This is a genomic window from Hymenobacter wooponensis, assembly GCF_004745865.1.
Taxonomy (GTDB): Bacteria; Bacteroidota; Bacteroidia; order Cytophagales; family Hymenobacteraceae; genus Hymenobacter; species Hymenobacter wooponensis.
Genome location: NZ_SRKZ01000001.1, coordinates 914,491 through 941,323, shown reverse-complemented (window position 1 = coordinate 941,323; position 26,833 = coordinate 914,491). Strand labels below are relative to the sequence as shown.

Genomic DNA, 26,833 nt, shown 5'->3' with positions numbered 1-26,833 from the left:
GGCCTGTTCTGGCCAAAAGTTGGGTGGGGCCGTAATCAGCAAGAGCAGCAAAAACGACTGTTCATTAAACCTGCGCCTCACGACCACTCAGCGCAATTCCGCGATATATGTTTCAACTGACTCCAATGGTCCGCAACTTGCTCATCGCCAACGTGGTGGTGTTCTTCGTTGCGATGCAAGTAACTCCGCTTGGGTTTCTGGCTCTTTACCCTATCGGCTCGCCGCTGTTTCAGCCCTGGCAGTTCCTGACCTATATGTTCATGCACGCCAACCTTGGACACATCTTCTCCAATATGTTAGGTTTAGTGGTGTTTGGCCCCATGCTAGAGCAACGGTGGGGCGCAAACCGCTTACTGACGTACTGGCTGATCTGTGGCCTAGGAGCCGGCGTGCTGTACAACGGCCTGCGCACCTATGAGGTAAAGCAAATGCGCCACGATATTGAGGCGTTTCGGGCGGAACCGACCGACGTTAACCTGATGGATTTCGTGGACCATAATGCGTCTGATTACCGCGACCAATATGCCGTGGTAGCTCGCCAGCTACATGCCACCCCCGATGATCCGGGCTTAATCAAGAGTGCCCTGGATAGTATGGAGTACATGTATGAGCGAAGCCTGAGCGGGCCCATGGTGGGTGCTTCTGGGGCGTTGTTTGGTATTATGATAGCCTTTGCCTTCTATTTCCCGAATACGCCGCTCATCATCTTTCCGCTGCCGGTGCCCATAAAGGCCAAGTATTTGGTGTTTCTGTACGGTCTGTATGAATTCTACCAAGGCGTGCACCGGGCCCCAGGCGACAACGTGGCGCACTTCGCGCACCTCGGGGGATTATTAGTGGGGCTAGTGGTGTTATTAATCTGGCAGCGCAACCGCAACCGGATGTACTAGGCCAGGCAACTGCTCAATATCTAAAACCTAGTGCTATACTTGCCAGTCTTACCGTCAGCTTGGCAGGAAGACTGCGCCCGCCGAAAGGTTGCCTGAAAATTGCGGCATCTGCTCGTATCATCCGGAATAGCGGGCCGTTATGTAGTGGCCTGCCTAGTTCTTCCGTTCTAACCCTCTTTGTCCACCTATGAGTATTGCCAATGACATCCGCACTGCCTTCAGCCGCCGCGACAATGCGCTCAATCAGCTGCTGCTGATTAATGTGCTGGTGTTTGTAGGGCTGGTGCTGATTGAGGCCGTAATGCGTTTGACTGGTACTTACCTAGAGTACTACCCCAACGTCATTCGGCAGTTTCAGCTGCCCTCGGATATGCCCGCCCTGCTCCGGCACCCCTGGACGCTGCTGACTTATGCTTTCACCCACGAGAGCTTTTTCCATATTCTCTTCAACCTGCTGAACCTGTACTGGTTTGGTGCGCTAGTACGCGAGTATCTGGGTGATAAGCGTTTAGTAAGCCTTTATGTGCTGGGCGCACTGGCCGGAGCTGTTCTGTTTCTGCTGGCCTTCAACCTGATTCCGGCCCTACGCATGCACTTGGGCATTCCGCTGTTGGGGGCGTCGGCGGCAGTAACGGCCATTATCATGGCCGCCGCCACATTGCTACCAGAATATACCTTCAATCTCATCCTAATTGGGCCGGTACGTATTAAATACATTGCGGCCGTTGTGATTCTGCTTTCAGTTATTGCCATTAACCAGGGCAACCCTGGGGGTGGCATTGCGCACATCGGAGGAGCATTGGTCGGCTTCCTGTTCATCAAACAGCTTCAGGCAGGCCGCGACCTAGGCCGGCCTGTCCAGGCCGTGGGTGAGTTCGTAGGTGGCCTACTGAGCGGCCGCCCTCGCCTGCGCGTGACGCACCGTAGCCAAGCGGCACCCGTCGCGGCGCCTGTGAAGAAAGGCACTATGCCCAAACCCGAGCAGGATGAAATAGACGTAATTCTGGATAAGATTTCCCGCTCCGGCTATGAAAGCCTGTCCAAAGACGAAAAGCAGAAGCTTTTCCGGGCTAGTCAGAAATAGAGGCCTGTAGGGTGATTAAAAATTAGAAACATAAAAGCCAGCGGAATTTTGTTCTGCTGGCTTTTATGTTTCTAGGCCTATCAGCAAAGTGAGAATAGATAGCTACTAAAAAACCGGCCGTCCCACGAGAGTGAGACGGCCGGTTCAGAGCCTTCGGGAAAAGCAAGGAGCTTAAGCAGTTGCCTTGCTCATGTTGTCGAGGGCGTCCATTACTTCTTTTACGTGGCCGCGCGAAGTTTCCAGCAGCGCCTTCTCCTCGTCGTTCAGCTGCAGCTCGATAACTTTCTCGATGCCATTTTTGCCGAGGATAACGGGTGCGCCCAGGTACACGCCGTTGATGCCATACTCGCCCTGCAGCTCAATGCACACGGGGAACACGCGACGCTGGTCGCGCACAATGGCTTCTACCATCTGAGCAGCAGCTGCGCCCGGAGCGTACCACGCCGAGGTGCCCATCAGCTTTACTAGCTCACCGCCACCTACGGCCGTGCGCTGCACAATAGCGTCGAGCTCTTCTTTGCCAATGAGTTCAGTTACGGGGATACCGCCTACCGTAGTATAGCGGGGGAGGGGTACCATGGTGTCGCCGTGGCCACCCATAAGTACGGCCTGAATGTCTTTGGGGCTTACGTTAAGCGCCTCAGCCAGGAACGCGCGGTAACGAGCCGTGTCGAGGATGCCGGCCATGCCAAACACCTTCTCGCGGGGCAGACCCGAAGTGAGGTGCGCTTGGTAGGTCATCACGTCCAGTGGGTTTGAAACCACAATGATGATGGCGTTGGGCGAGTATTTTACCACCTGCTCAGTTACCGTCTTCACGATGCCTGCATTGGTAGAAATCAGGTCGTCGCGGCTCATGCCGGGCTTGCGGGGCAGGCCTGAGGTAATTACTACCACGTCCGAGCCAGCGGTGCGGCTGTAGTCGCCGGTTACGCCTACGGTGCGGGAATCGTACCCAATGATGGGGGCTTTCTGCCAGATATCGAGGGCCTTGCCTTCAGCGAAGCCTTCTTTGATGTCTACCAGTACAATCTCATTAGCAATTTCGCGGGTGGCCAGTACATCAGCGCAGGTTGCGCCTACGTTGCCAGCTCCAACTACGGTAACTTTCATTGGGATGGAATATGGGTGTGAGATGTGGGTTAGACCGTAAAGCTAACCGAAAACCGGTTCTGGTAAAGTTAGAGCCGGCGAAAGTTCGCCTCTAGCCCATAACCTCCTCTTTAGAAAGCGAAAAAAATACTGGCCTAGCTTCCAGCAAAGAGCTCACGGAGGGGGACTAGCTCTTAGTATGCTGAGGGCAGAAGACCTAACTAGAATCTCATAGCTATACTAAGGATGGGGCCATACGTATTAGCTCTAATATGGTTTAGCGCGAGACCATAAGGGGCCCTGTGCCTCGTAACAATATGGCTACAATAGAGAACCTGGGCGTTACATGAACCGGCATGTTAAAATAGGGATAATACAGGTTTAACTTATTGAAAATAAGACAATTTTGGCTTGCTTGCCCCCCTAATAGTACTCTGCGAATCAGGTAGTTGGACGTAACAATTCAGTAAACAAAGCGGCACATTGTGGTAATAAGGCGGATCTACCTTTGCCGCCACTATGCAGGACACAATTACCAAAATCACACTCGTTTTTCTGCTGTTTTTCGGGGCCCTGTCGTCGGTAGTGGCGCAGAGTACGGGCAGCATTAAAGGAACCATCACCGATGCCCAAACCCAGGAGGGAATTGTAGGTGGCACGGTACATCTGGACAAATCAACAATTGGCGGCCCCACCAATGTGGATGGCCGCTTTTCGTTAGAAAAGGTGCCAGTGGGCGAGTACACGCTTATCGTGTCCTCGGTGTCATACAAGACAGCTACCATCCAAAAGGTAGCGGTGAAAGCCGGTCAAACCACCACCGTTAACTATAAACTAGAGTCAGATCAGCAGCAGCTGAACGAGGTTGTGGTAACGGGTGTGCGGCGCACTAACACCGAAGTCTCGGTTATCTCGGAAATCAAGCAGGCTAACGTAGTAGTTAGCGGGGTTTCCTCGGAGCAGATTGTAAAGACTCAGGACCGCGACGCGGCCGAAGTAGTGCGCCGCATACCGGGCGTAACCATCGTGGATAACCGCTTCATCCAGATTCGGGGCCTCAGCGACCGGTATAACGCCGTGTGGCTGAACGATGTATCGGCACCCAGCTCGGAAACCGACCGTAAGTCCTTCTCCTTTGACATTGTACCCAGCTCTCTGCTCGACCGCGTGCTGGTGTTTAAAGACCCCTCGCCAGAATTGCCCGGCGACTTCGCGGGTGGCCTAGTAAAGGTATACCTGCGCAAGCCCGCTCAGAACGAGCGACTGTTCACGGCCAACTATTCATCCGGCTACCGCAACGGTACTACGGGGAAAGACTTCTTCACTGATAAAACGCAGGCCGGCGACGCCTTCGGCTTTGGGGCCGTTAAGCGCCAGCTGCCCGGCGGCTTCCCCGAGCTGAGCACGGCCTATCAGCAGTACGAGCGTGACTTCTACGCCCGGCAAATCGAGAACACCTTCCCGATCTACAAGCTGAAGGCCATGCCCGACATCCGCTTCAACGCGGCCTACATGGACCAGATCAACCTCAAGAATCTGTCTATCGGTAGCATCACGTCGGTGAACTACACCAACACCTTCACCCGCTTCCACATCGACCGCAACCTCTACGACGGAGCAGGTCAGCGTACGGATGCTCTTAAAGATGATCAGTCGTCGAACAACATCCGGCTAGGGGCTATCCAGAACTTCAACGTGGTGCTGGATAATGGTGGCCGACTGGAGTTTCGTAACCTGTTCAATCAACAGTCGCGCAACCAGGTAACCACTCGCCGGGGCTTCGACAACGATGGCCGCCCAGTGCGCAACAGCTACCAGCTGGGCTACCAGGGTCGTACCACGTACACGGGCCAGCTTGCCGGCCAGCATGCCTTCAACGAGGATAAAACGAACTTTGACTGGGTAGCGGGTTATGGCTATTCTAACCGAAACGAGCCCGACCTGCGTCGCGTGTCATATCAGTCGATTCCGGCGGCTACGGAAGGTGGTGCACCCACTGAAACGGTTTTGACTCCTGGCAGCGGCCAAGTAGACGTAAACAACGCTGGCCGTCTGTACCAGAAGCTGAACGAGTACAGCTACACTATTAATGCTAACCTGAAGCAGAAGGTTAAAGTAGGAGAGCGGCAAGTAGAAATTGGCGCTGGTACCTACTTAGAGTACCGCAAGCGCGACTTCCGCGCCCGCGCCTTCGGCTACTCCCTCAACGCTGGTGGCCTACAGGGCCTGCGTAATGAAGCCGTGGGTAACATTTTCGATCCGCAAAACATTGGCACCGACGGTTTCCGCCTGACGGAAGATTTGAACTCGACCTACCGCTACAACGCTACCAACGAACTCGAGGCTGCTTATCTGTCCTTCAACATCCCTCTGACCGAGCGACTAAAGCTGGTTACGGGTGCCCGCTACGAGCGTAACGTGCAGTCTATCTCCACCGGCATCAACGGTGAGCCGGTACAGCAAGATGTGACCACCAACTTCGTATTACCCTCGGCCAACTTCAGCTACAACTTCAACGAGAAGAATCTGCTTCGCGCCTCCTACGGCCGCAGCCTCAACCGCCCCGAGTTCCGCGAAGCGGCTCCCTTCTTCTACTATGATTTTGACTTTAGCGTACTCAACTACGGGTCGCTATACCTGAACCCCGGAGCACCGCTGAAAGTCGCCACCATCGATAACTTCGATCTGCGCTATGAGCTGTACCCTTCAAGTGGAGAACTGATTCACATCGGAGCGTTCTATAAGAACTTCACCAACCCCATTGAAAATACGGTAGTTCTCACCACCAACCTGGCCTACACTTTTGCCAATGCCCCTAGCGCTTACGCCTACGGACTTGAGTTGGACCTGAAGAAGAGCCTGAACTTCCTAGATGATGCCTTCGGTACGACGGGTCTGCGCAACATCTCGGCTGTATTCAATGCCTCACTGATCAAGAGCCAAGTACAGCTCGGCGACAAGTTTGTGGCCTGGGACAACAAACGCGCTCTGCAAGGTCAGTCGCCCTACGTGCTGAACGGTGGTCTGTACTACAACACTCCGGATAACAGCTGGCAGGTAACAGCCCTCTACAACGTGTTTGGCCCCCGCATCCTGTTTGCTGGTAGCAATGATTACCCCGACGTGGTAGAAATGCCCCGCCACACGGTAGACCTGTCATTGACTAAGACGGTATCTAACCGCCTGACCCTGAACGCGGGTATTCAGGACTTGCTGAACCAGAAAGTAAACCTGGTGCAGGACTTCAACCGCGATAAAAAGTACGAAGCCAAGAACGACCCCTCGCTTAGCAGCTACCGCCGGGGCACTTATTACACCCTAGGCCTGCGCTTCAACCTGGAGCCCCGCGCCCGTCAGCTTACCCCGCTTCCATAATCTGCACACCTTCTTCTTTCCAACACACTTCCTAGTCTGCTTTTCATTTCACCCCTTCGTATGAAAAAGAATACCCTTTCCCTTGCCCTGGCAGCTACTCTGCTAGCTGGCCTGGCATCGTGCAGCAAGGAAAACACCACGCCCGCTCCTAATGTACAAGGCGGAGGTACTACCACACCCGGCGGCCCAACTACTCCTAGCACGGGCCAGCTGGTTACCGTAGGTGGTAGCGGCAAAACCTCCATCACTACCAACACCACGTGGTCGGCCAGCAACAAGTACCTACTCAAGGGGTTTGTATATGTGAAATCTGGAGCTACGCTTACTATCGAGGCAGGCACTATCATTAAAGGCGATAAAGACACCAAAGGCGCCCTGATTATTGAGCCCGGTGCAAAAATTATGGCAGTAGGCACGGCCGACAAGCCGATTGTTTTCACCTCTAATCAGCCCAAAGGCTCGCGCAACTACGGCGACTGGGGTGGCGTTATCATTGCCGGTAACGCTCCGCACAACGCCGTTACTCCAACTGCGCAGCCAGTGGTAGAAGGCGGCGTAGACACCAAATACGGCGGTGACGTTGCCAACGATAACTCTGGTACACTGCAGTACGTGCGCATTGAGTTTGGCGGCGTGGCTTTCTCGCCCGACAACGAAGTGAACGGCCTGACCCTAGCCGGCGTAGGCAGCGGTACTACCATCGACCACGTTCAGGTGTCATTCAGTGGCGATGATGCTTTCGAGTGGTTTGGCGGTACTGTAAACGCTAAATATCTAGTGTCGCACCGCACGTTCGACGACGACTTTGATACCGACAACGGCTTCTCGGGCAAAGTGCAGTTCGCCGTTTCTCTGCGTGACCCATTGCAGGCTGACCAGTCGGGCTCCAAAGCCTTTGAGTCGGACAACGACAGCAAGTCAAACCCTGTTACTCCCCAGACTTCGGCAGTATTCTCCAATATTACTGCTGTTGGTCCCATCATCAACGCAAGCGGCGGCAACTATAGCCCGCAGTATACGGCTGGCGCCCATATCCGTCGTAACTCGAGCATCAGCATTCTGAACTCGGTGATTATGGGCTACCCCACCAACGTGCTGATCGATAACGCTATGACGGCGGGCAATGCTGCCAACGGCAACCTGCGCTTTAAGAACAACATTGTGGCTGGCAGCCTCACAAATTCGAACTCTGCCAGCGGCCAGCGCAGCATTATCTACATCCCCGGTACCGGTGGTGGAGGTAGCTTAACGACCAACAACGTCATGGGCTCCGACTCATCGGCTTGGGGCAGTGCCGTAGGTCCGCTGACTTGGCTGAAAGCGAACGGCAACAAGCGCTACACCACGTCAGATAACGTGCAACTGCTGAATCCCTTCAGCTTGACGACGCCGAGCTTCATCCCGCGTAGTGCTTCGCCAATTGTAGCAGCAACCGGTGGTATCGCGCCTGACTTCACCGACAGCAAAGTGACGGATAGCTTCTTCACGAAAGTAAACTTCGTAGGTGCCTTCTCGGGTTCGGGCGCTTCCTCAGACAACTGGATGGCTAACTGGACCAACTTCGATCCGCAGCAAACGGACTATTAAGTATAGATTCCTATAAAAGCGTACTGAATGAAGCCCGGGCTACGTGTAGCTCGGGCTTCTTGCGTTAGACAGGAGTAGTAAACAACGTATCCCATCCGCAGGAGAACCGCGTACTCATGGTGGCCTAGCCTGTTTACGCACGTATGAAATTGCCTGTAGACCGTTACGTTCCCCGCACCCGACGAGCAGTTGGTAGTTTACTTACGCTCCACGATGCGCCATGGCGCTGGAAAGTAGGCCTAGAGGCCAGCTTGGCCATTGGCTTACCTGTGGCGGCGTTTACCTTGGCAGGTTACCAGTCATGGGGCTTGCAGGCGGCGCTAGGAAGCTTCACGTCACTTTATGGGGCCTCACTAGGCCGCCAAGACCGAGCCCGGCTACTGCCTTTTGTTGCGGCGGGCCTGGTGCTGGTCGCAGCGCTGGGCATTGCATGTGCTGGCCATGAATGGCTGACCGTAGCTTGCTTGGTGCTGGTAAGCGCGCTGGCCTCTACACTAGTACTAGGCTTTCGGCTAGGGCCGCCCGGCCCGATGATGTTTGTGTTGGTAGCTGCCGTGAGCGGCCACATTGCTGCACCGGTAGAGCTAGATGGGGCTGCCCAACCTGGCCTACGGCTATTGGGGCTGGTGGCCGCAGGAGCCGGACTGGCCTACCTAGTAGTTATAACGCCGCTGTTGCTGCCAGGGAGGCACTATCCTGCATCGGTGGGGCTACGCGTGTTACTGCCGCGGTTGGGTTTTGACAAAGATACCGCGACCGTTGCGCTGCGGGTAGTGGCGGCCGTATTAATTGCCAGCGTGGTAGCTAGGCCACTAGGCGCGCACCGGGTGTACTGGGTGGTGTTGGCGGCCGTAGCGGTGCTGCAATCCAGTCCTTCGCGGCAGCTCACCGGCCTGCGGGCGGCACACCGGGTAGTGGGCACGCTGCTGGGAATAGGGCTGTTTGAGTTACTCTCCTTAGTACACCCGACGGGCCTAGGCCTAGTGGCCGCGCTGATGTTGCTGCAAGGCGCCACTGAAGTAGTGGTAGCCCGGAATTATGCCTTTGCGCTGCTTTTCATCACGCCCATTGCCCTGCTAAACGCCACTGCAGGCCACGCCGGTAACACGCTAGTCACAGTAGAAGGGCGCGTGCTGGATACCCTGCTGGGCGCCGGCATCGCGGTGGTGCTATTCTGGCTAAGCGAGTTGCTCTTGCGCCTCCGCGCCACTAAGGAAGCTAAGTAGCCAAAGCGCTACGACTTACTCATGAGTGTATACTAACCAAAAACGGTCATGCTCAGACAAACTAAGCATGACCGTTCTTATGAGCATATAGTACCCACTAGGCCTAGGCCACTACATCCGCTTAACTACCAACACGCGCTCGGTTTCCTCGGTCACTTTGAACCGCTCGTCGGGGCGGAAGCCGATAACCCAGGCAATCTTGCCATCGGCGGAGCAGAGCACCTGCACGTTGTCTTTGAGGTTGAGTGGCACCTTCTGGTCGATGAGGAAGTCGGAGAGCTTCTTCTTGCCTTTCATGCCGATGGGCATAAACCAGTCACCTTCCTGCCAGGCCCGCACAATGAGGGGAAACTTCAGCACATCGGCATCCAGGGCGGCTACGGCTTTGCCGCGCGGAATGTCGAAGCCTTCCGCCACCTCGTGCAGCTCGGTGCGCAGGTGCAGGCCGTCAATCTTGAGTGCTTCCTGGCCTAGCACCAACTGGTGGGTGCCGAACTTCGTGAGGTTGCGGCGCGTGATAACCAGCTGCTCCCGGTCCTTCACCAGCCGGTGCGTCGGCGACTCAAAGCGGCGGCCCGGCTCGGCCCCGAAGCTCTGCACGATGTCCTTGGTCATGATGTAGGAGAAGCCGAAGGGGCGCAGCAGCTCGTGCAGCACCAGGGTGGTAGCGGCCGTTTTCTGTAGCATCCGGATGTCCAGGTAGGTGGCGTCGGCTTCCTCGCGCTGGGCCTGGGCGGCGGTGTCCTCTACGTAACGGCGCACAATTTCCTCGGCCCCGCCCACCCGCTCGGCGGTAATCTGCAGGGTCTGGTCGAGGTTGGGGTTAATGTCGCGCAGCACGGGCAGCACCTCCAGGCGCAGGCGGTTGCGCTGGTACACGGGGCTGTCGTTGCTGGCATCTTCGCGCCACATCAGGTGGTGCTCCACCAGGTAGTCGTACAGCTCCATTTTGCCGATGGGCAGCAGGGGACGTACTAGGTAGCCGTTCTTGGGCCGGATGCCGTGCAGGCCGGCTAGGCCAGTGCCGTGGGTCAGGTTGAGCAGTATGGTCTCGGCGGCGTCGCGCTGGTGGTGGGCGGTGGCAATGTAGGCCAGCCCCTGGGTCTGGCGCAGGCGCTCAAACCACTCGTAGCGCAGGGCGCGGGCCGCCATCTGCGTGGAGATGCCTTCTTGCTCGGCAAACTGCTTGGTCTGGAAGAACTCGGCGAAGTAGGGCACATCGTACTTCTTGGCCAGCTTGCGCACGAACTGCTCGTCGGCGTCGGCCTCCTCGCCGCGCAGCCCAAAGTGGCAGTGGGCTATGGCAAACGGCTGGCCTAACCGGTGCAGCACATCGGCCAGCACCACCGAGTCCATGCCGCCGCTAACGGCTACCAGCAGGGTATCAGTAGGGGAGAAGAGGTCTTGTTCTTGTATGAAATGTTGAATGCGGTCGAGCATGGGGAGGTTTGGGCTGCTAAAGACTAAAAGCTAGTTCCTCTCCTTGACGAGGAGGGGCTAGGGGTGGTATAGGTGGCCTAGAACGATGACTAGAGCTAGTTGCTAGAGGATGTTTGACGCTACGGTCGACCTTCCCTAACCTCTCCTCATCTGAGGAGGGGAACTAGCCTTTAGTCTCTAGCTTTAGAGGCCAGCCAGAGTTGCTACGAACTGGCCTAGGCCTGTACTATTCCACAAAGAAAACCGTTACCGACGGGCCTTCTGTACCTTTGCCCCGAAATGTCATTCCCGAAGTCACTTTTTCTTCTGTTTTTCGCGCTGCTGCCGTTGCTGGCAATGGCCCAAAATCGGCCCGCGAACCGTACCAGCGGTCAAGCTTCGCCACTGCCTAAAGGGCAGCCGATTGATCTGATTAGTGCTGGCCAGCTGCAGGGTGGTTCGTTCAACGGCGTCCAGATCCGGAAACTGCTCGGCAATGTAAGCCTGAGGCAGGGCACCACGCTGCTCTACTGCGACTCGGCCTACCAGTACACCGAACGCAACGCTCTGGAGGCGTTCAGCAATGTGCGCATCATCCAGAACGACACCATCACCATTACCGGCGACCGGGGCTTTTACGATGGTGATACCCGCAAGGCCCGCATGACCGGTAACGTGACGCTGCGCGACCCGCGCATGACGCTCACCACCCAGCTCCTCGATTACGACCTGAACCGCAACCTGGCCTACTACAGCACCGGCGGACACCTCCAAGACCCCGAGAACACGCTCGATAGTCAGTTTGGCTACTACAGCACCGCCACAAAAGTATTCAGCTTCAAGCGCGACGTAAAGCTGATTACCAAGGAAAACACCATCGATACCGATACGCTGCAGTACAACACCATTACCAAGGTGGCCTACTTCTTCGGGCCCACGCGCATCAAGGGGCCCCAGGGTAACCTTTACGCCGAGAATGGTAATTACAACACCGTAACCAAAGTCTCGAACTTCGCCCGCAACGCTAAAATTGAAACGCCCAACTACCTGCTGGGCGGCGACAAGCTGTTCTACGACGAAGCCCGGCAGTACGGCGTAGCCACCGGCAACGTCTCTATGACGGCCAAGAAGGACAACATTGTGATTCGCGGCGACGTGGGGCGCTACTGGCGGGGGCAGGGGAGAGCCAAGATTTATGGCACCCCAGTGATGCGCAACATTAACGAAAAAGATACGCTGTACCTGGCCGCCGATACGCTGGTGAGCCTGGAAGGTAGGCCACCTCTAAACAAGGCCGGCGTAATCTATGCCTACCGGAAAGTCCGCATTTTTCGCGCCGACCTGCAGGGTATTTGCGACTCGCTGACCTACGACCGGCAGGACTCCATCATCTATCTGAGCCATGACCCGGTGCTCTGGAACAATAAGAACCAGCTCACCGCCGACAGCATGGAGATTCAGCAGCGGAAGGGCAAGATTGACCAGATGCGCCTCTACGGCCACGCTTTCAGTATTGGCCAAGACACCCTGCTAAACTTCAACCAGGTGAAAGGCCGCAACATGGTGGCCTACTTCGGGGAGAAGGCCATAAAAAAAATTGACGTGCTTGGCAACGCCGAGAGCCTCTACTATGCTCTTGAAGGTGACACGGCTGTGTCGGGCGTTAACCGGGCACTTTCCGCCACTATGGCTATGCGGTTTGCCGAAAGCAAGCTGCAGACCATTACCTTTCTCACCAATCCGGATGCCAGCTTCATTCCTCCTAATGAGCTGAAACCAGAGGACAGCAAGCTTCCCGGCTTTCGGTGGCGACCTAAGGAACGCCCCACCCGCCGCCAAACGTTAGGAAAGCACTTTGCCGCTCCGCCCAAGAAAAAGGCTCCGGCCAAGAAAGCCCCCGCTAAGAAAAAAGCACCTGTTAAGTCCAATAAGAAACAGCCAAAACCTGCTACTCCCGCTCCAAAAGCGGTTACGCTAAAAAAGTAAATTGACGAATAGCCGGTTTATCCGATGTCTGCTCCGGTGGGCTCCTTCCGACTATCTGTGAATTAAGACCATTTCGTTACCTTTGCGCCCCTTATGCTCTCTTTTCGCCCTACCTTCTTTGTTCTGTTATTGAGCGCGTTGCTGCTCGGCTCTTGCACGGGCTATCAGAAGCTGCTCAAGAGCAGCGACGTGAACAAGAAGTACGAAGCCGCTATTCAGTACTACGATAAAGGCGACTATTTCAAGGCTGGCACGCTGCTCGAAGAGCTGATTCCGCTGTTGAAAGGCCGCCCCGAGGCAGAAAAGGCCCAGTTCTACTTCGCCAATACCAACTTCAAGCAGCGCAACTACACGCTGGGCGCTTACTACTTTAAGACCTTCTACGAGACGTACCCGAACTCGCCCCTAACGGAGGAGGCCATGTTCCTGCACGCTAAGTCGTTGTTCCGCGACTCGCCGGAGTTTCAGCTCGATCAGACCAACACGTTCACGGCGCTGGAGGGCATTCAGGAATTCCTGAACCGCTACCCCGAGAGCAAGTTCCGGCAGGAAACGGAAAGCATGTCGCAGGAGCTACAGAAGAAGCTGGAGAGCAAGGCTTTCCTCAGCGCCCGCCTCTACTACGACCTGCGCTACTACCAGTCGGCCGTAACGGCTTTCACCGGCTTCCAGCAGCAGTTTCCTGCCTCGGCCTTGAATGAGCAGGCTGCTTATTACAAGCTGAGTGCTCAGTACGATCTGGCTAAGGAAAGCGTACCGGAAAAGCAACGTGAGCGATACCTGGAGGCTATTGCCTTCTACCAGAGCTTCATTGACACGTATCCGCAAAGCAAAAACCTCAAAGACGCCGAGCGGATGTACACCACCGCCCGCGCTGAAGTAGACAAGCTGAAGCCCGCCGAAACCACTGCGGCCAAGTAAATGCACTGGTGTTGGGAGCTGTTAGGTAAACACTAGTAGATTCTCAAAAATCAGCACATTAGCACCCCCACATCAATCATCAGCACATCAGAAGATCAAGTCATATGAAAACTCCTAACAACGTCTCCGCTTCCATCGTGACCCGCAACATGTCGGAATTCGCTAACGATACCGGCAACGTATACGAGAGCATCGCCATTATCTCGAAGCGCGCCAACCAACTGGCTGTGAAGCTGAAAGAGGAGTTGAACGGCAAGCTGGCCGAGTTTGCCACTACTGTTGATAACCTAGAAGAAGTATTTGAAAATCGCGAGCAAATCGAGATTTCGAAGCACTACGAGCGCCTGCCCAAGCCTACTAACCTGGCCATTGAGGAGTTCCTGGAAGGCAAAGTGATGTACCGCACCGAAGAGGAAGTGGCCCAGCTGCCAGAAGCTCGTCGGGCTGAGTAGTCTGCACGGTTTCTACACAAGCACATATGTCGTCGCTGCACGGGCGTAAGATTTTGCTGGGCGTTTGCGGAAGCATAGCGGCCTACAAATCGGCGTTTTTGGTGCGGCTCCTGGTGAAGGCCGGGGCGGAGGTACAGGTTATCCTGACACCCTCGGCCCCGGCCTTTGTCACGCCCTTAACGTTGGGTACGCTGTCCAAGAACCCAGTACTGCAGGGCTTCCTGAAGGATGAGCGAGCGGGAGAGTGGCACAACCACGTGCACCTCGGCCTCTGGGCCGATGCCTTGGTGATAGCGCCCACTTCGGCCAATACCCTAGGCCACCTGGCCAACGGCCTCTGCGATACCCTGCTTGATGCGGTGTATCTATCGGCTCGCTGCCCCGTGTTTCTGGCTCCCGCCATGGATCTGGATATGTACCAACACCCCGCCACTCAGGCTAACATAGCGCGCCTGCGCCAGTACGGCAATACCGTTTGGGATTCGCCTGCCGGTGAGCTAGCAAGTGGCCTAGCCGGGCCCGGCCGCATGCTGGAGCCGGAAGAAATCCAGGCTGAGCTGGAGCAATTTTTTCTATCGCAAAGCACGTCATTCTGAGTGCCGGATGGATACAGTTACGATTGAGCGAGTGGCCTAGTATCTCGTGCTGACGTGACAAGATCCATCCGGCACTCAGGATGACGTGCTATTTTACTTCTTACCCACCATAATGCGCGTCCTTATCACGGCTGGCCCCACGTATGAACCCCTTGACCCCGTTCGGTTCATCGGCAACCATAGCACTGGCAAAATGGGCTACGCGCTAGCCGAGGCGTTTGCTGCAGAAGGGGCAGAAGTAACGCTGGTGAGTGGGCCAACTAGTTTGCCTGATCCCGCGCACCCGCGCATCGCCATCCAGCGCGTACAAACCGCCGATGAGATGTACGCCGCCGCCGCTGCCGTGGCGCCGCAGGCAGACATATGGGTGTTTGCGGCGGCCGTGGCCGATTACAAGCCGCGTCATATCGCTGAAAACAAGATTAAGAAGGAGGGAGACACCCTCACGCTGGAGCTGGTGAAGAACGTAGATATTGCCGGTACGCTAGGCCACACCAAGCGCCCTGAACAATATTCTGTGGGTTTTGCGTTGGAGACGAATAACGAGCAGGCCTACGCCCTCGACAAGCTCCGGCGCAAGAATTTCGACCTCGTGGTGTTGAACTCCTTGCGTGATGCCGGAGCGGGCTTCCGCCACGATACCAACAAGGTAACGCTGCTGGAAGCCGGAGGGCAAATGACTATCTTTGAGTTAAAGCCCAAAGTTGCCGTGGCCCGCGACATTGTTCAGACTGTTCTTGCCCGCTACTCCCATCATGCGTAAGTTTTCTCTGCTACTCCTTCTGTTACCGCTGCTGCTGGCTGCCCCGGCCCGCGCCCAAGAACTCCTGGCCGAGGTGCGCGTCACGACTGAAAACGTGACCATTGCCGACCGCCAGCTGGTGCAGCAGATGCAGAACGACATGCAGACGTTCCTCAACACGCGCTCCTTCACCCGGCAGACCTACCGCCCTCAGGAAAAAATCCGGTGCCGCTTTTTTGTCGGTATTACCGAGATTCCGCAGAACGGCACCTACCGCGCTACCGTGCGGGTGCTAAGCACGCGCCCTGTGTATGGTACCGGCTACGAGACCAACCTGCTGAGCTACGCCGATAAAGGCTGGATCTTCAATTACACACCGCAAAACCCGATTGACTATTCCGAGAATACGTTCGTCGGTAACTTGTCCTCGCTGCTGACTTTCTATGCCTTTACCATTATCGGTATGGACCAAGACAGCTTCTCACCCCTCGGCGGCTCCCCCTATTACGACCGGGCCCGGATTGTGCTTACCAATGCCGCTTCGCAGAACTCCACCAATGAGCAGGATGCTGGCTGGAAAGATACTGAGTCGGGCAACCGTTACTGGCTGCTGAATAATCTGCAGGACCCGCAGCTGGAAGCTTTCCGGAGTGGCATGTACGCTTACTACCGGCAGGGTATGGACATCTTCATCACCAAGCCCGAAGAAGCCCGCGCTAACATTGCTACGGCGCTACAAGGAGTGCAGCAAGCCGTGCAGCGTAGGCCAGGTACTTTGCTGGCCCGGGCCTTTTTCACCACAAAATCCGACGAAATAGCTAACGTATTTCGCAGCAGCCCCGACCAGCAGCAGAAGGTACAGGTAGCAACCATGCTAACGGAAGTTGACCCGACTAACTCCGCAAAGTATCAGGCAATTATGCAGCAGCTGTAAGCCGTTGAAAAATTCTGTTGCGAATTTAATTGGTAATTAGCTAAATGAGTTAGTAGCTTTGTAAAGCTACTACGCCCGCTTTGTTTTGGCTGGCGTAGTAGCTTTTCTCTTTGTCAGCTACGGCCGTATGCCCGGCCCTCATTTGGTTTGCTATGCTGGTTGACCTTCGCATTCGCAATTACGCCCTGATTGAGCAGCTGGAGCTGCGACCCTCGGCTTTACTTAATATCATCACCGGTGAAACCGGCGCGGGCAAGTCCATCATGCTCGGCGCTATAGGCCTACTGCTCGGCAACCGCGCCGACTCGCGCATGCTCTTCGATACCGAGAAGAAATGCGTGATTGAAGGCCAGTTCGATATCTCCAACTATCAGCTTCAAGATATCTTCGAATCCGAAGACCTCGACTACGATACCCAGTGCATTCTGCGGCGCGAGATAAGTCCGGCCGGTAAATCCCGGGCCTTTGTGAACGATACGCCGGTCACGCTGGAAACGCTGCGAAACATTGGCGCCAACCTGATGGACATTCACTCCCAGCACGACACGCTGCTGCTGGGTGATGCCGTGTTCCAGCTAAACCTACTGGATTTGTACGCTGGCCTAGTGCCCACCCGGGCGCAGTACAGCAACGCCTACCGCCAATACCGCAAGCTGGAGGCCGACCTGAAAGCGCTGGAAGACCAAGTAGCCCAGGCTAACAAGGAGCTCGACTACCACACATTCCTGCTCAATGAGCTGGAAGATGCGCGCCTCGACAACGAAAACCAGGAGGAAGTTGAGCAGGAGGTAAAGCAGCTGGAGCACGCCGAGGAAATCAAGTACAAACTGACCCAAGCCCTGCAAAGCCTAACAGAAAGCGAGTATTGCGCCACGAGCTCCTTAAAAGAAACGGCTACACTCTTAGGCCAGGTAGCCGCTTATTCTGACTCGTTTAAGGAGTTGAAGGAGCGCTTAGATAGCTGCCTGATCGAAATTCATGACATCTCTGATGAGATAGAGGCCGCCGAGCGCCGCACCGAGGGCGACCCCGCCCGCATTGACGAGCTGCAGGGTCGCCTGAACGTGCTCTACAGCCTGCAGCGTAAGCACCAGGTGCGCGACGTGGTAGCCCTTTTGGCCGTGCGCTCAGAACTGCGCGACAAAGTAGGGTCGGTGCTTAACCTGGACAAGCAAATTTCTCGCCTCCGCCGCGACGCCGAAGCTGCTCTAGCTACTGTTACCAAGCAGGCCGCCCGCTTGTCAGAGTCGCGCCGTAAGGTATTCCCCAAGTTTGAGAAGGAGTTGGTAGGCCTGTTGGCCGAACTGGGCATGCCGCACTCGCGCATTGTGGTGCAGCACCAAGCCGGCGCACCCGCTGCTAGTGGTACTGATATCATCAGTATCCTATTCACGGCCAACAAAGGTGCCCAGCCCCAGACGCTGAGCAAAGCGGCCTCAGGCGGTGAGTTCTCGCGCCTCATGCTGTGCATCAAATACATGCTGGCCGACAAAACTGCCCTGCCGACTATCGTGTTCGATGAGATTGACACCGGTATCAGTGGGGAAATTGCCGTGAAAGTAGGCCGCATGATGCAGCAAATGGCCAAAAAGCACCAGCTTATTGCCATTAGTCACTTGCCCCAGATGGCCGCCGCCGGCGACGCGCATTACTTCGTGTACAAGGAAGACCGCGCCGACCGCACCGTGAGCCGCATCCGGACCCTGGAATTAAACGAGCGCATCCAGGAAATTGCCCAGATGATTTCCGGCGCCAACCCCAGCCAGAACGCATTCCAGAGTGCCCGCGAGTTGCTCGCCATGCGTGGGGAGGAGTTGGTGGGATAGGGCTGCTATGAGCTAGAGAGGTAATGGTTATATTGCCTTCTATGAGTCAGACAGTGATAAATTCTGCGGCAGCAACAGGTATACTGCGCGTGCTGAGGCCGATTGCCAAGCTGTACCCATTTTTCTGTCTAGTCTACATGTTTACAGGGCGGCCGTTGAATCTGCTTTCCAACCGACAGGACCAAGCAGTTGTAGCAGGTGGCTTGATTTTGAATCTGTTGAACGCTTACGTCCTATTTATGAAGAGGCAGACAAGTCTTTTGCTTCTTCTCGTTGGGTTGATGGCAACAGGAGTGGGGCTCTCTATTTGGTGGTGTCTATTTGCATAAGCAAGGGAATGGCTCTGTAAGGCTAATTGGTGTAGCTCCGTTATCTTAGCACTCGTCATCTACTCAGATTCCAATGTCCAATAACCTACTCGCTGGCAAGGTCGGCATCATTTCTGGTGCTCTTAACGAAGAATCCATTGCCTGGAAAGTAGCCCTGAAGGCTCACGCCGAAGGTGCCCGCTTTGTACTCACCAACGCGCCCCTGGCCATGCGTATGGGCGAAATCAATAAGCTTTCGGAGCAGTGCAACGCGCCCATCATTCCGGCCGATGCTACCTCCATGGAAGACCTGGAGAAGCTGTTCAGCGGTGCCCAGGAGCAGCTCGGCGGCAAAATCGACTTCGTGCTGCACAGCATTGGCATGAGCGCCAACATCCGCAAAGGCAAACACTACGGCGAGCTGAACTACGAGTGGTACCAAAAGACGCTGGACGTGTCGGCTATGTCGCTGCACCGCATGCTGGCCGTGGCCGAGAAGCAGGATGCCTTCAACGAGTGGGGCTCGGTAGTGGCTTTGTCGTACATCGCCGCTCAGCGAGCCTTCCTCGATTACACTGATATGTCGCAGGCTAAGGCGATGCTCGAGAGCATTGCTCGCAGCTACGGGCAGCGCCTTGGCAAGCTGAAGAAAGTGCGCGTGAACACCGTGTCGCAGTCGCCCACTAAAACTACGGCTGGCACTGGTATCAGCGGCTTCGACGCGTTCTATGAGTACGCTGACCGCCTGTCGCCGCTGGGCAATGCCCCCGCCGAAGCCTGCGCCGACTACTGCATTTCGCTGTTCTCGGACTTGACTCGCTACGTGACCATGCAGAACCTCATGCACGACGGTGGCTTTAGCACCACCGGCATCTCCGAAGAAATTGTAGAGCTCATTACCAACAACAAGGCCTAGGCCAGTAGTTATTCTCCAACAAAAAAGCCCGGCCATAAATGGTCGGGCTTTTTTGCTGCGTCAGGCAGTTAGAAGAAGGTGTAGCTTACGGTGGCCGAAACCTCGCAATAGCGGCGCAGCAGGTTAAGTCCCAGGCCTGTCTGAAAGGTGGCAGTTGGAAACCTAACGCTCTTGGTCAGCTTACCTTGCCACTGCCAATATCCCGGCCATCGGGTTGCGTGTAGTTCGCTAGCCAGATCTATAGTATTGGGAAAGAACGAGTGCGAGAGGCCTAATCCAAACCCATAGCCAGTACTGGCGGTGCTTGTCTCAGCATTATGTATGGGCTGGTACTGAGCATAGCCGCCCTTTACCAGCAAGGTAGGCATCCGTACCATGCCGAGCCGGTAGATACTCACCCCAAAGGTGACCAGATAGCTGCGGAATCTGGCGTTGGCTGGCTCCGCTTGTAATTGGTTGTAGGCCACTGCCTCGGTTATACGCAGGCGGTTATGGCTTACTAAAGCTGGCAATTCAAGGTGAGCACTGAGCGCATAGTTCCGATGCAGGTTTGTCTGGTAGCTGACTCCTGCCGAGTACGGCCGGTGAAACAGGCGCGGATGCTGCAACAAGGCTCCAAATGGAGCATACCGGACTCCACTGGACAGGCCTAGCACAAGCTTAGGATAGACCGGTAAATCACAGAATTCGCGGTTGTCGGCTTCCAGCAGAAAGATAGAAAAGCTCCCTGCAGCCACCCGCGAGGTCTGTGTAACGCAGCCAATAGCAGATACTTGGAGCGTCACGCTATCGGTACCGGAGGGCACTCCCAGTGTAAAGTTGCCTAGAGCATCGGCCGACATGCCGTTGGATGTGCCCTTCTGCAGAATGGTGGCTCCCTGGTAACCCAGGCCAGTCGTAAAGTCGAGGACGCGGCCCGACACGCTGGCTTGTTGGCCTAAGGCAGGTTGTAGTAGCAGGCAAAAGACAATTAGTAGAAGCTGTTTCATTCGGGAGGTGGGTTCAATTGTTCTCTCGATGCTTGATACTATTAGATTCCATATCGGCAGCGGAAACCTATTTAGAGCCAAGCTCCTGCGTATCATATATAGGGCCGCTGCGTAGGATAGGAGAGCTCATAAGGTGGCTCTAGGCCACTTCCTCTGACCTGAACCTTTACTATGCCTCAGATTCTCCGCGACCCCAGTTTCGACAGCACCTTGGATTTGCTGCGCGAAGGCTACCCGTTTCTATATAGCCGCAGTCAGCGCTTCAATTCCGATATTTTCCAGATTTGGCTGATGGGCATGAAGGCCATTTGCCTGCACGGGGCCGAGGCAGCAGAGCTATTCTACGACCCCAAGAAGTTCATCCGGACGGGTGCTATTCCGCGGCGGGTGCAAACCACGCTTATGGGCCTGCACGCCATCCAGACCCGCGATAATGAGGAGCACCGCTGCCGGAAGGAGATGTTCATGTCGCTGATGACGCCCGGCAGTCGGCATCGCCTGATGACCCTGCTAGCCGAGCAGTGGGAGGCCTATAGCCATAAATGGGAGCACCAAGACCGAGTAGTGCTGTTCAAGGAAGCACAGGAAATCATTTGCCGAGCCGCTTGTGCCTGGGCCAATGTGCCGCTGCAGGAAGAGGAAGTAAGCCTCCGGGCTCAGCAGTTCGGCAAAATGATTGATGGCTTTGGGGGCGTAGGCCTCCGGCATGGTCGCAGTAAACTGGCGCGCATTAACAACGAGCGATGGATGCGCGGCATCATCCGAGACATCCGCTCGGGGAAGTTGCCGGTGCAGGAAGGCACGGCGGCTCACACCGTGGCCTGGCATCGGGAGCCCGATGGGGAGCTGTTTGACGTGCAGATGGCAGCCATTGAGCTGATCAACGCCATCCGACCCATTGTGGCCATTGCTAGATATATCACCTTCGCGGCGCTAGCTCTGCACGAGTTTCCGCCCTATCGCCAGCAGCTGCGCAACCCCCATGAGGATTATGCCGAGCTGTTTGTACAGGAAGTGCGCCGTTACTTCCCCTTTACGCCATTTGTGGGGGCCATTGTACGCGAAAACTTCACTTGGCACGGCTTTGCCTTCCCTAAAGGCACTATGGTGCTGCTCGATGTGTACGGCACCGACCGCGACGAGCGGCAGTGGGAAGACCCAGAAGTATTCTGGCCCGAGCGGTTCCGCCATTGGAAGGAGAACCCCTACAACTTCATCCCGCAGGGTGGGGGTGGGTACCTAACCGGCCACCGTTGTGCTGGCGAGTGGATTACCATTGAGGCCATGAAACAGGCCGTGGGTTTCCTCAACGACAGCATTACCTACGACGTGCCGCCCCAGGATCTAAACTACGACCTAGCGCGTATGCCTACGCAGCCCAGGAGTGGGTTTATAATTACTAACGTACGCCGCACTGGAAAAGCCGCCCCAGTAGCTGGGCTGCCCAGTGCAACCACTGCAGCTGCTGGTGGTTGCCCATTCCACCACGGCTAGTGGCCTAGGCCACTCTGTGCTTAGTACATACTAAGCTTAATCAGACTTAGGCAGCCGCTCAGCCAGGTAGTAGTACGGCTCGAACAGGTGGTTCTGGAATACTTTGGTTTTGTCTACAGGGAAGCGCTGGTAGTAGGCGGGAGTGGACAGTAGGATGATGGGCGTGCCAGCGCGCATGTAGTTGCTGCTGGGGTAAAAGGCATTCGGCTGATAATCAGGGAGCTGTTTGCGTACTTGCTTGGAAACCAATGTGCCCAAGTACTTCTGGTAGCGTCGCTGGGCTTTGCGTGCTGGTTTGGCTAGCTGGTTGAACAGGTACCGTAGCAACAGGCGCTGGGTTAGCTTCTGTTTGCTGATAGTGGCTTGGGCATCAGTGAAGGGATTTACCGGGTTGAAGTCGGTGAGCGTTTGCACGCTGAGCGGCACTTCCGGCACCCAGTCGGCGGAGTTGACCACGTTGAAGCTCCAGCCGCCCTGGGTGAGAGCCTCAAAGTCGTAGGCGTAGTAGAGGTTGCCGGGCTTAGGAGCCGCGCTGCAGTAGGTTTTGAAGCGAATGGTGGCCGGCAGTTTCTGGTGTTGCTGTAGGGCGCGCAGGTGGGAGGTGAGCAAATAGGCAATGGCCCCGCCCTGGCTGTGCCCCATAATGATGACGTTGCGGATACCACGGCGGTGGCAGGAGTCGAGCTTGGCCACCACATCATCAGCTAGGTAGGCCATGCCCAGGAGCCAGCCCGCGTGCACTGCCGCCTGCGGGTTCTCCGATAGCGCATAGGGAAATGTGCGAGTAGGGGAGAGCCATAGCTCTCCTTTGGCCGGCAGCATGGCCGCGTAGAAGTTCTCTAGCCAGCTGGCCGAGTTGGCCGTAGTGCCCCGAATGCTGACCACCGCCACGGAGTCGGGGCTGGTCCAGAGCTCCCACTGGTTATCGAGACCTACCACGGGTGAGCGGTAGGCGTGGCGGAAGCGCGTAGGCCGCGGAATTTGGCCGAAGAAGGAGGTGTCGGCCAGGCGGGCGTGCAGGCGCAGCAGCTCTATGTACTCGGCTTTCTCGAAGCCGGGCCGTAGAGGGCGAGCCTGCACTGCGGGGGCCGGAAAAGCCAGTAGCAGCAACAGCAGGCTAAGCAGGTACGCATATCTCATAGTGGTAGTGGCCTAGATGAGCGGTAGACTGTCAAGCAGCACAAAGAATACAAGCTTCATTGGTGCTGGTTGTTTGGTAGGCTCTGACAAAAAAGCTGGCTGCCAGTGACAACGTTCCCGGCAACGTTGCCAACGAAATAGCTTCGTCTTTGCGCCCAGCCGCAGCAGCTTTCCGCTATTATGGCTCTCTTTCCTACCTCAGTCTTTAGCTAAACCACTCTGCGTAAACTCCCACCATGCCTCGGATTCTGCTTTCCCTGTTTTGGAGCCTGCTGCTCCTGGTTACTCTCAATACCCACGCCCAAAGCCAGGTGGCGGCCGGTGGCCCAATCATTGTGGCCCAAGATGGCAGCGGGCAATTCAAAACGGTGCAGGAAGCCGTGAATGCCGTGCCTGATCAGTCGCAGAAGCAAGTAATCATACGGGTGAAGCCGGGTGTGTACAAGGAAAAGCTGGTAGTGCCCGTACTCAAAACGCACATCTCCTTACTTGGCGATGACGCTGCTACTACCATCATCACCTTCGACGACCACACCGGCAAGGGCGATATCAATACCTATACCTCGCACTCAGTCCTGATTCAGGGCAACGACTTCCGGGCCGAGAATATCACCTTTCAGAATACAGCTGGGCGGGGCGTAGGTCAGGCAGTGGCCTTGCATGTGGAAGCCGACCGCTGCGTGTTCCGTAAATGCCGCATCGTGGGCGACCAAGACACGCTATTTCTAGCCGCCGACCACACCCGCCAGTATTTCCGCGATTGTTATATCGAGGGCACTACCGATTTCATCTTCGGGGCCGCCACGGCTGTTTTCGACCGTTGCAACATCTTCAGCAAGAAGAACTCCCACATTACGGCGGCCTCTACACCGCAGGAGCAGGCCTACGGCTTTGTGTTCCTCAACTGCCGGCTGCTAGCCGATACCACACAAGACAACAATGTATCGCTGGGGCGGCCCTGGCGGCCGTACGCCAAGGTAGCGTACCTGAATACCTACATGGGCTCCCACATCCGGCCCGAAGGCTGGGACAACTGGAAGAAGCCAGAAAACGAGAAAACTGCTTCGTACGCTGAGTACCGCTCCTCGGGGCCTGGCGCCCGGGTAGGGCAGCGGGTGAGCTGGTCGCGGCAGCTCACGGCCAAAGAGGCCAAGCAGTACACGCTGAAGAACATCTTCGCCAGTCAGCAGCCCTGGAACCCCGAAATGAAGTAGACAGTGGCCTAGAAGGCAAAGCAGGTTTCCACGGTTACCCCCATTGCCGGGAAGCTGAGCAGCAGCGCTACTACAATAACTTATCCGGGGAAGGTACCGTTGATAGAATGCACCAAACCGGGTGCCCATTATCAACTCTGAATATCTCCCGCACATGCAGGCGCAACACTCCATAGAACAAGTGCTGGACACCCAGCAAAAGAAGCTCGCATTCTTCCAAAACTTAGTACTGATAGCTGCTGCCGACGGCAAGCTGGATAAGGCAGAAAGCCAGTTTCTACTACAAATAGGTAACCGGCTAGGCCTCAAATCAGAAGAAGTGCAGCCCATTGCCGACAACCTGGGGGTGCTGAGTTTCATTGTACCGGCCGATGGCTTACAGCGTACCATGGAGCTGCAAACGCTGGTACAAATGATGCTGCAAGACGGCAACATTGATGCCCGCGAGTACGGCCTGTGCATGGAGTACGCCAACCGCATCGGCTACAGCAAAGACATCCTTGATGATATGGTAAGCCAGCTGGCTGGTGGCAAGCCCTTAGGTAACCGCAACCCGCCTACCGTCAGCTAAGTAACCTGCGTTGCGAAGCAGGTAAAAAGCTAGAGCTAACGGCTAGTTCGCCTCCCCATCTGAGGAGGTGTTAAAGGTCGAGGACTGGCCTAGAACTGTTATCAAAGAACGCCATGTCGAGCTGGGCGAGACATCGCGCGGGCTGACGGTGGGCAGGTAGCTCAACGATTCGAGCGAGATGTCCTGACTAGCTCAACAGGACGTTCTTGGTAACAACGATTGGTTAACCAGCCCCAGCCCCTGCTTCCCAAATAGGGTGAACTGGCCGTTAGCTCTAGTGCGCTACTTGTACTACGTAACAAGCCCAGCGCGCCGTGTTGCTAGGCTACTTCAGTTAGGAATCGAGTCAGCGGCCTTTTACGCCGGGGTAAAGCTCTGGCACGGCGTCGCTCTGGACGAATTCCTTGGTGCGCACGTTCATCAGACTAAGGCGGCCCGAGTAACCGGCTCCCTGGTCGAGGTTCCAGACGTTGGCCCGTTGGCATGGTAAAGTGCTGGCGGGCCATGTGGGTGTATGGCCAATAAAACACTCCGTGTAGTGGTGGGCTTCCTGCCCGTAGCGCCACAGGTCTCGGTTCCAGATCAGGTCAAACGGTTCTTGCTTAGCAATAGAAATGGTGGGGTCGTAGCCGCCGTGCACGTACAGGTTACGGTTTTCGTCTTCGAAGTAGGGGCGCTGTTTGGCGAAGAAGGCTTGGAAATGCTTCTTAATCTGCTCTTTGGGGCCTCGCTGATATGCCATGTACGTGGCTTCGCCGCCCTGCCGAAGCCAGATTCTATACGCGCGTTCAAGCGGCAGCTCGGTGGCCATCCACTCCGCAACCCACCAATCGTGGTTGCCCTGCAGCCAGATGCTGTTCGGAATGCGCAACAGAAGCTCCACGCACTCAGGCGTCTCAGGCCAACCATCGGCCACGTCGCCCAGATGGATTAGGCGGTCGAGGCCAGGCCGAAAAGGGCTGCGTTCCAACACCTGGCGGAGTGCGCGATAAGCACCATGAATATCTCCGAGTACATACGTTTCCATGACTACCCACTACGGCAAGACTCGGCCAGAAGCTGCAGTGGAGCTAGTACTTACCAGATTACAGACGAGCTTAGGGCCAGCAGAATGAGTACAAGCTTACTAATACCACTACACCGATGAAGATTGAAGACGCATACAACGAGTGGGCTAGTAGCTACGACATAAGTACTAATAAAACCCGGGACCTGGAAGCTCAGGCTATTCGGGCTACCATTCCTCCTGGCCCTTACGCAGAAGTAATTGAGCTGGGCTGCGGTACGGGCAAAAACACCCAGTGGCTCGCGACCCAAGCCAGCCACCTCACGGCCGTCGATTTATCGAAGGAGATGATGGACCGCGCCCGTCAGAAGCTGCCGCATCCGCACGTCAACTTTCAGCCCACTGATATTACCCAGCCGTGGTTTTTTGCCTCCCGCCCTGCCGATCTGCTGGTGTGCAGCCTGATTCTGGAGCACATTGAGCACCTGGATGCCGTATTTGCGCAGGCCCGGCAGGCCCTGCATGTAGGGGGGCTGTTTTACGTGGGTGAGCTGCACCCTTTCAAGCAGTACCAGGGCACTAAAGCGCATTTTGAGCGAACCGGGGGCTCACTCTGTGAGCTGGAATGCCACATTCACCACGTTTCTGACTATACTGAAACCGCTCGCCACCACGGCCTCCGGTGCGTGCGCCTGCAGGAGTGGTTCGATACGGAAGACCGAACGGGCACGCCGCGCATTATCTCCTTTCTGTTTCAGCGGGAGGACTAAGAAGTAATTTCAACCAAGAGGCCTAGCGCCAGCCTCGGTTGTTACGCTAGGCCTCTAACCCGTTTCGGTTGGGCGCTGCCAGAGGCCTAGCGCTTTCTTGAGCATCCTCGGCGGCCATGAAAGTACGATTGTGGTAGTAGCTGGTGCGCACGTTGCAGCTCACGTTGGCGCGGGCCAGCACCTGGGCAAAGGCCCGCGCCAACGTGAACTGCTTATAGCGCCATGTGCAGCGTGAGCGTTAGAAGCAGTGGCCGGGAGCAAACCTAGCGGCAACCGCCCCCTGCCAGCTGCCAGC

The 26,833-nt window shown here is 56.1% G+C and carries 23 protein-coding genes; 17 read left to right on the top strand and 6 right to left on the bottom strand.

Annotated elements, in window-relative coordinates; genetic code table 11:
• The first annotated feature begins 107 nt into the window (after positions 1-107).
• Together EU557_RS03970 and EU557_RS03965 are read left to right on the top strand one after the other, a co-directional pair.
• Entirely contained in the window at positions 108-890 is a 783-nt protein-coding gene (locus tag EU557_RS03970; protein ID WP_135529103.1) for a rhomboid family intramembrane serine protease, read from the top strand.
• A gap of 187 nt (positions 891-1,077) precedes the next feature.
• Positions 1,078-1,974 (top strand): rhomboid family intramembrane serine protease, encoded by an 897-nt coding sequence (locus EU557_RS03965; protein WP_135529102.1) that lies wholly within the window; start codon positions 1,078-1,080, stop codon positions 1,972-1,974.
• A 171-nt stretch (positions 1,975-2,145) separates the two neighbouring features.
• Here EU557_RS03965 and mdh read toward each other — a convergent pair whose 3' ends face one another.
• Positions 2,146-3,087 (bottom strand): malate dehydrogenase, encoded by a 942-nt coding sequence (mdh, locus tag EU557_RS03960; RefSeq protein WP_135529101.1) that lies wholly within the window; start codon positions 3,085-3,087, stop codon positions 2,146-2,148.
• 498 nt (positions 3,088-3,585) lie between these two features.
• Between mdh and EU557_RS03955 the strand changes: the two genes are divergently transcribed.
• From EU557_RS03955 to EU557_RS03945, 3 genes are all read left to right on the top strand, one after another.
• On the top strand, positions 3,586-6,441 hold the full coding sequence (locus EU557_RS03955; protein ID WP_135529100.1) for a TonB-dependent receptor: 2,856 nt from the start codon (positions 3,586-3,588) through the stop codon (positions 6,439-6,441).
• Between the two features lie 60 nt (positions 6,442-6,501).
• Entirely contained in the window at positions 6,502-8,028 is a 1,527-nt protein-coding gene (locus EU557_RS03950; protein WP_135529099.1) for a T9SS C-terminal target domain-containing protein, read from the top strand.
• Positions 8,029-8,171: 143 nt separating this feature from the next.
• On the top strand, positions 8,172-9,254 hold the full coding sequence (locus tag EU557_RS03945; RefSeq protein WP_135529098.1) for an FUSC family protein: 1,083 nt from the start codon (positions 8,172-8,174) through the stop codon (positions 9,252-9,254).
• 111 nt (positions 9,255-9,365) lie between these two features.
• Here the strand turns inward: EU557_RS03945 and tilS are convergent, their stop codons facing one another.
• On the bottom strand, positions 9,366-10,694 hold the full coding sequence (gene tilS / locus EU557_RS03940) for a tRNA lysidine(34) synthetase TilS (protein WP_135529097.1): 1,329 nt from the start codon (positions 10,692-10,694) through the stop codon (positions 9,366-9,368).
• A gap of 279 nt (positions 10,695-10,973) precedes the next feature.
• On the opposite strand from tilS, the gene EU557_RS03935 reads away from it, so the two are divergent.
• The 8 genes from EU557_RS03935 to EU557_RS03900 all read left to right on the top strand — a co-directional run bounded on the left by EU557_RS03935 (position 10,974) and on the right by EU557_RS03900 (position 19,354).
• Positions 10,974-12,659 carry an OstA-like protein gene (locus EU557_RS03935; RefSeq protein WP_135529096.1) on the top strand — a complete coding sequence of 562 codons (1,686 nt, stop codon included), beginning with the start codon at positions 10,974-10,976 and terminating at the stop codon, positions 12,657-12,659.
• Between the two features lie 93 nt (positions 12,660-12,752).
• Positions 12,753-13,580: an outer membrane protein assembly factor BamD gene (locus tag EU557_RS03930; protein ID WP_135529095.1), complete on the top strand. Its 828-nt coding sequence runs from the start codon at positions 12,753-12,755 to the stop codon at positions 13,578-13,580.
• Between the two features lie 104 nt (positions 13,581-13,684).
• A complete protein-coding gene (locus tag EU557_RS03925; RefSeq protein ID WP_135529094.1) occupies positions 13,685-14,032 on the top strand; it encodes a DNA-directed RNA polymerase subunit omega in 348 nt (115 codons plus the stop codon).
• A gap of 26 nt (positions 14,033-14,058) precedes the next feature.
• On the top strand, positions 14,059-14,628 hold the full coding sequence (locus tag EU557_RS03920; RefSeq protein WP_135529093.1) for a flavoprotein: 570 nt from the start codon (positions 14,059-14,061) through the stop codon (positions 14,626-14,628).
• Between the two features lie 112 nt (positions 14,629-14,740).
• The gene (locus tag EU557_RS03915; protein WP_135529092.1) at positions 14,741-15,391 is read left to right on the top strand and encodes a phosphopantothenoylcysteine decarboxylase domain-containing protein; all 651 of its coding nucleotides are present in this window, start codon (positions 14,741-14,743) and stop codon (positions 15,389-15,391) included.
• The gene (gene porD, locus EU557_RS03910; protein WP_135529091.1) at positions 15,384-16,304 is read left to right on the top strand and encodes a type IX secretion system protein PorD; all 921 of its coding nucleotides are present in this window, start codon (positions 15,384-15,386) and stop codon (positions 16,302-16,304) included. Before EU557_RS03915 ends, porD begins: the two co-directional genes overlap by 8 nt.
• A 152-nt stretch (positions 16,305-16,456) precedes the next feature.
• Entirely contained in the window at positions 16,457-18,130 is a 1,674-nt protein-coding gene (recN, locus tag EU557_RS03905) for a DNA repair protein RecN (protein ID WP_135529090.1), read from the top strand.
• 402 nt (positions 18,131-18,532) lie between these two features.
• The gene (locus tag EU557_RS03900) at positions 18,533-19,354 is read left to right on the top strand and encodes an enoyl-ACP reductase FabI (protein ID WP_135529089.1); all 822 of its coding nucleotides are present in this window, start codon (positions 18,533-18,535) and stop codon (positions 19,352-19,354) included.
• A 68-nt stretch (positions 19,355-19,422) separates the two neighbouring features.
• Here EU557_RS03900 and EU557_RS03895 read toward each other — a convergent pair whose 3' ends face one another.
• The gene (locus tag EU557_RS03895; RefSeq protein ID WP_167855080.1) at positions 19,423-20,343 is read right to left on the bottom strand and encodes a carboxypeptidase-like regulatory domain-containing protein; all 921 of its coding nucleotides are present in this window, start codon (positions 20,341-20,343) and stop codon (positions 19,423-19,425) included.
• Positions 20,344-20,514: 171 nt separating this feature from the next.
• Here EU557_RS03895 and cypC point away from each other — a divergent pair, with 171 nt between their 5' ends.
• Entirely contained in the window at positions 20,515-21,837 is a 1,323-nt protein-coding gene (gene cypC / locus EU557_RS03890) for a CYP152 family fatty-acid peroxygenase CypC (protein ID WP_135529087.1), read from the top strand.
• A 36-nt stretch (positions 21,838-21,873) separates the two neighbouring features.
• On the opposite strand, the gene EU557_RS03885 is transcribed toward cypC, so the two are convergent.
• The gene (locus EU557_RS03885) at positions 21,874-22,977 is read right to left on the bottom strand and encodes a lipase family protein (RefSeq protein ID WP_135529086.1); all 1,104 of its coding nucleotides are present in this window, start codon (positions 22,975-22,977) and stop codon (positions 21,874-21,876) included.
• A 236-nt stretch (positions 22,978-23,213) separates the two neighbouring features.
• Between EU557_RS03885 and EU557_RS03880 the strand changes: the two genes are divergently transcribed.
• Positions 23,214-24,191: a pectinesterase family protein gene (locus EU557_RS03880; RefSeq protein WP_135529085.1), complete on the top strand. Its 978-nt coding sequence runs from the start codon at positions 23,214-23,216 to the stop codon at positions 24,189-24,191.
• A gap of 154 nt (positions 24,192-24,345) precedes the next feature.
• Positions 24,346-24,762, top strand: a complete 417-nt coding sequence (locus EU557_RS03875; protein ID WP_135529084.1) for a tellurite resistance TerB family protein — start codon at positions 24,346-24,348, stop codon at positions 24,760-24,762.
• Between the two features lie 346 nt (positions 24,763-25,108).
• On the opposite strand, the gene EU557_RS03870 is transcribed toward EU557_RS03875, so the two are convergent.
• Positions 25,109-25,789, bottom strand: a complete 681-nt coding sequence (locus EU557_RS03870) for a metallophosphoesterase family protein (protein WP_135529083.1) — start codon at positions 25,787-25,789, stop codon at positions 25,109-25,111.
• A gap of 116 nt (positions 25,790-25,905) precedes the next feature.
• Here EU557_RS03870 and EU557_RS03865 point away from each other — a divergent pair, with 116 nt between their 5' ends.
• A complete protein-coding gene (locus EU557_RS03865; RefSeq protein WP_135529082.1) occupies positions 25,906-26,538 on the top strand; it encodes a class I SAM-dependent DNA methyltransferase in 633 nt (210 codons plus the stop codon).
• Positions 26,539-26,584: 46 nt separating this feature from the next.
• Here EU557_RS03865 and EU557_RS25405 read toward each other — a convergent pair whose 3' ends face one another.
• Complete coding sequence (locus EU557_RS25405; protein WP_167855079.1) at positions 26,585-26,740, bottom strand: hypothetical protein; 156 nt, start codon at positions 26,738-26,740, stop codon at positions 26,585-26,587.
• Between the last annotated feature and the right edge of the window lie 93 nt (positions 26,741-26,833).

Bases quoted from the DNA above. Each gene is read 5' to 3' on its own strand.
- EU557_RS03970 (WP_135529103.1), top strand. From the start codon at position 108: ATGTTTCAACTGACTCCAATGGTCCGCAACTTGCTCATCGCCAACGTG.
- EU557_RS03965 (WP_135529102.1), top strand. From the start codon at position 1,078: ATGAGTATTGCCAATGACATCCGCACTGCCTTCAGCCGCCGCGACAAT.
- mdh (WP_135529101.1), bottom strand. From the start codon at position 3,087: ATGAAAGTTACCGTAGTTGGAGCTGGCAACGTAGGCGCAACCTGCGCT.
- EU557_RS03955 (WP_135529100.1), top strand. From the start codon at position 3,586: ATGCAGGACACAATTACCAAAATCACACTCGTTTTTCTGCTGTTTTTC.
- EU557_RS03950 (WP_135529099.1), top strand. From the start codon at position 6,502: ATGAAAAAGAATACCCTTTCCCTTGCCCTGGCAGCTACTCTGCTAGCT.
- EU557_RS03945 (WP_135529098.1), top strand. From the start codon at position 8,172: ATGAAATTGCCTGTAGACCGTTACGTTCCCCGCACCCGACGAGCAGTT.
- tilS (WP_135529097.1), bottom strand. From the start codon at position 10,694: ATGCTCGACCGCATTCAACATTTCATACAAGAACAAGACCTCTTCTCC.
- EU557_RS03935 (WP_135529096.1), top strand. From the start codon at position 10,974: ATGTCATTCCCGAAGTCACTTTTTCTTCTGTTTTTCGCGCTGCTGCCG.
- EU557_RS03930 (WP_135529095.1), top strand. From the start codon at position 12,753: ATGCTCTCTTTTCGCCCTACCTTCTTTGTTCTGTTATTGAGCGCGTTG.
- EU557_RS03925 (WP_135529094.1), top strand. From the start codon at position 13,685: ATGAAAACTCCTAACAACGTCTCCGCTTCCATCGTGACCCGCAACATG.
- EU557_RS03920 (WP_135529093.1), top strand. From the start codon at position 14,059: ATGTCGTCGCTGCACGGGCGTAAGATTTTGCTGGGCGTTTGCGGAAGC.
- EU557_RS03915 (WP_135529092.1), top strand. From the start codon at position 14,741: ATGCGCGTCCTTATCACGGCTGGCCCCACGTATGAACCCCTTGACCCC.
- porD (WP_135529091.1), top strand. From the start codon at position 15,384: ATGCGTAAGTTTTCTCTGCTACTCCTTCTGTTACCGCTGCTGCTGGCT.
- recN (WP_135529090.1), top strand. From the start codon at position 16,457: ATGCTGGTTGACCTTCGCATTCGCAATTACGCCCTGATTGAGCAGCTG.
- EU557_RS03900 (WP_135529089.1), top strand. From the start codon at position 18,533: ATGTCCAATAACCTACTCGCTGGCAAGGTCGGCATCATTTCTGGTGCT.
- EU557_RS03895 (WP_167855080.1), bottom strand. From the start codon at position 20,343: ATGAAACAGCTTCTACTAATTGTCTTTTGCCTGCTACTACAACCTGCC.
- cypC (WP_135529087.1), top strand. From the start codon at position 20,515: ATGCCTCAGATTCTCCGCGACCCCAGTTTCGACAGCACCTTGGATTTG.
- EU557_RS03885 (WP_135529086.1), bottom strand. From the start codon at position 22,977: ATGAGATATGCGTACCTGCTTAGCCTGCTGTTGCTGCTACTGGCTTTT.
- EU557_RS03880 (WP_135529085.1), top strand. From the start codon at position 23,214: ATGCCTCGGATTCTGCTTTCCCTGTTTTGGAGCCTGCTGCTCCTGGTT.
- EU557_RS03875 (WP_135529084.1), top strand. From the start codon at position 24,346: ATGCAGGCGCAACACTCCATAGAACAAGTGCTGGACACCCAGCAAAAG.
- EU557_RS03870 (WP_135529083.1), bottom strand. From the start codon at position 25,789: ATGGAAACGTATGTACTCGGAGATATTCATGGTGCTTATCGCGCACTC.
- EU557_RS03865 (WP_135529082.1), top strand. From the start codon at position 25,906: ATGAAGATTGAAGACGCATACAACGAGTGGGCTAGTAGCTACGACATA.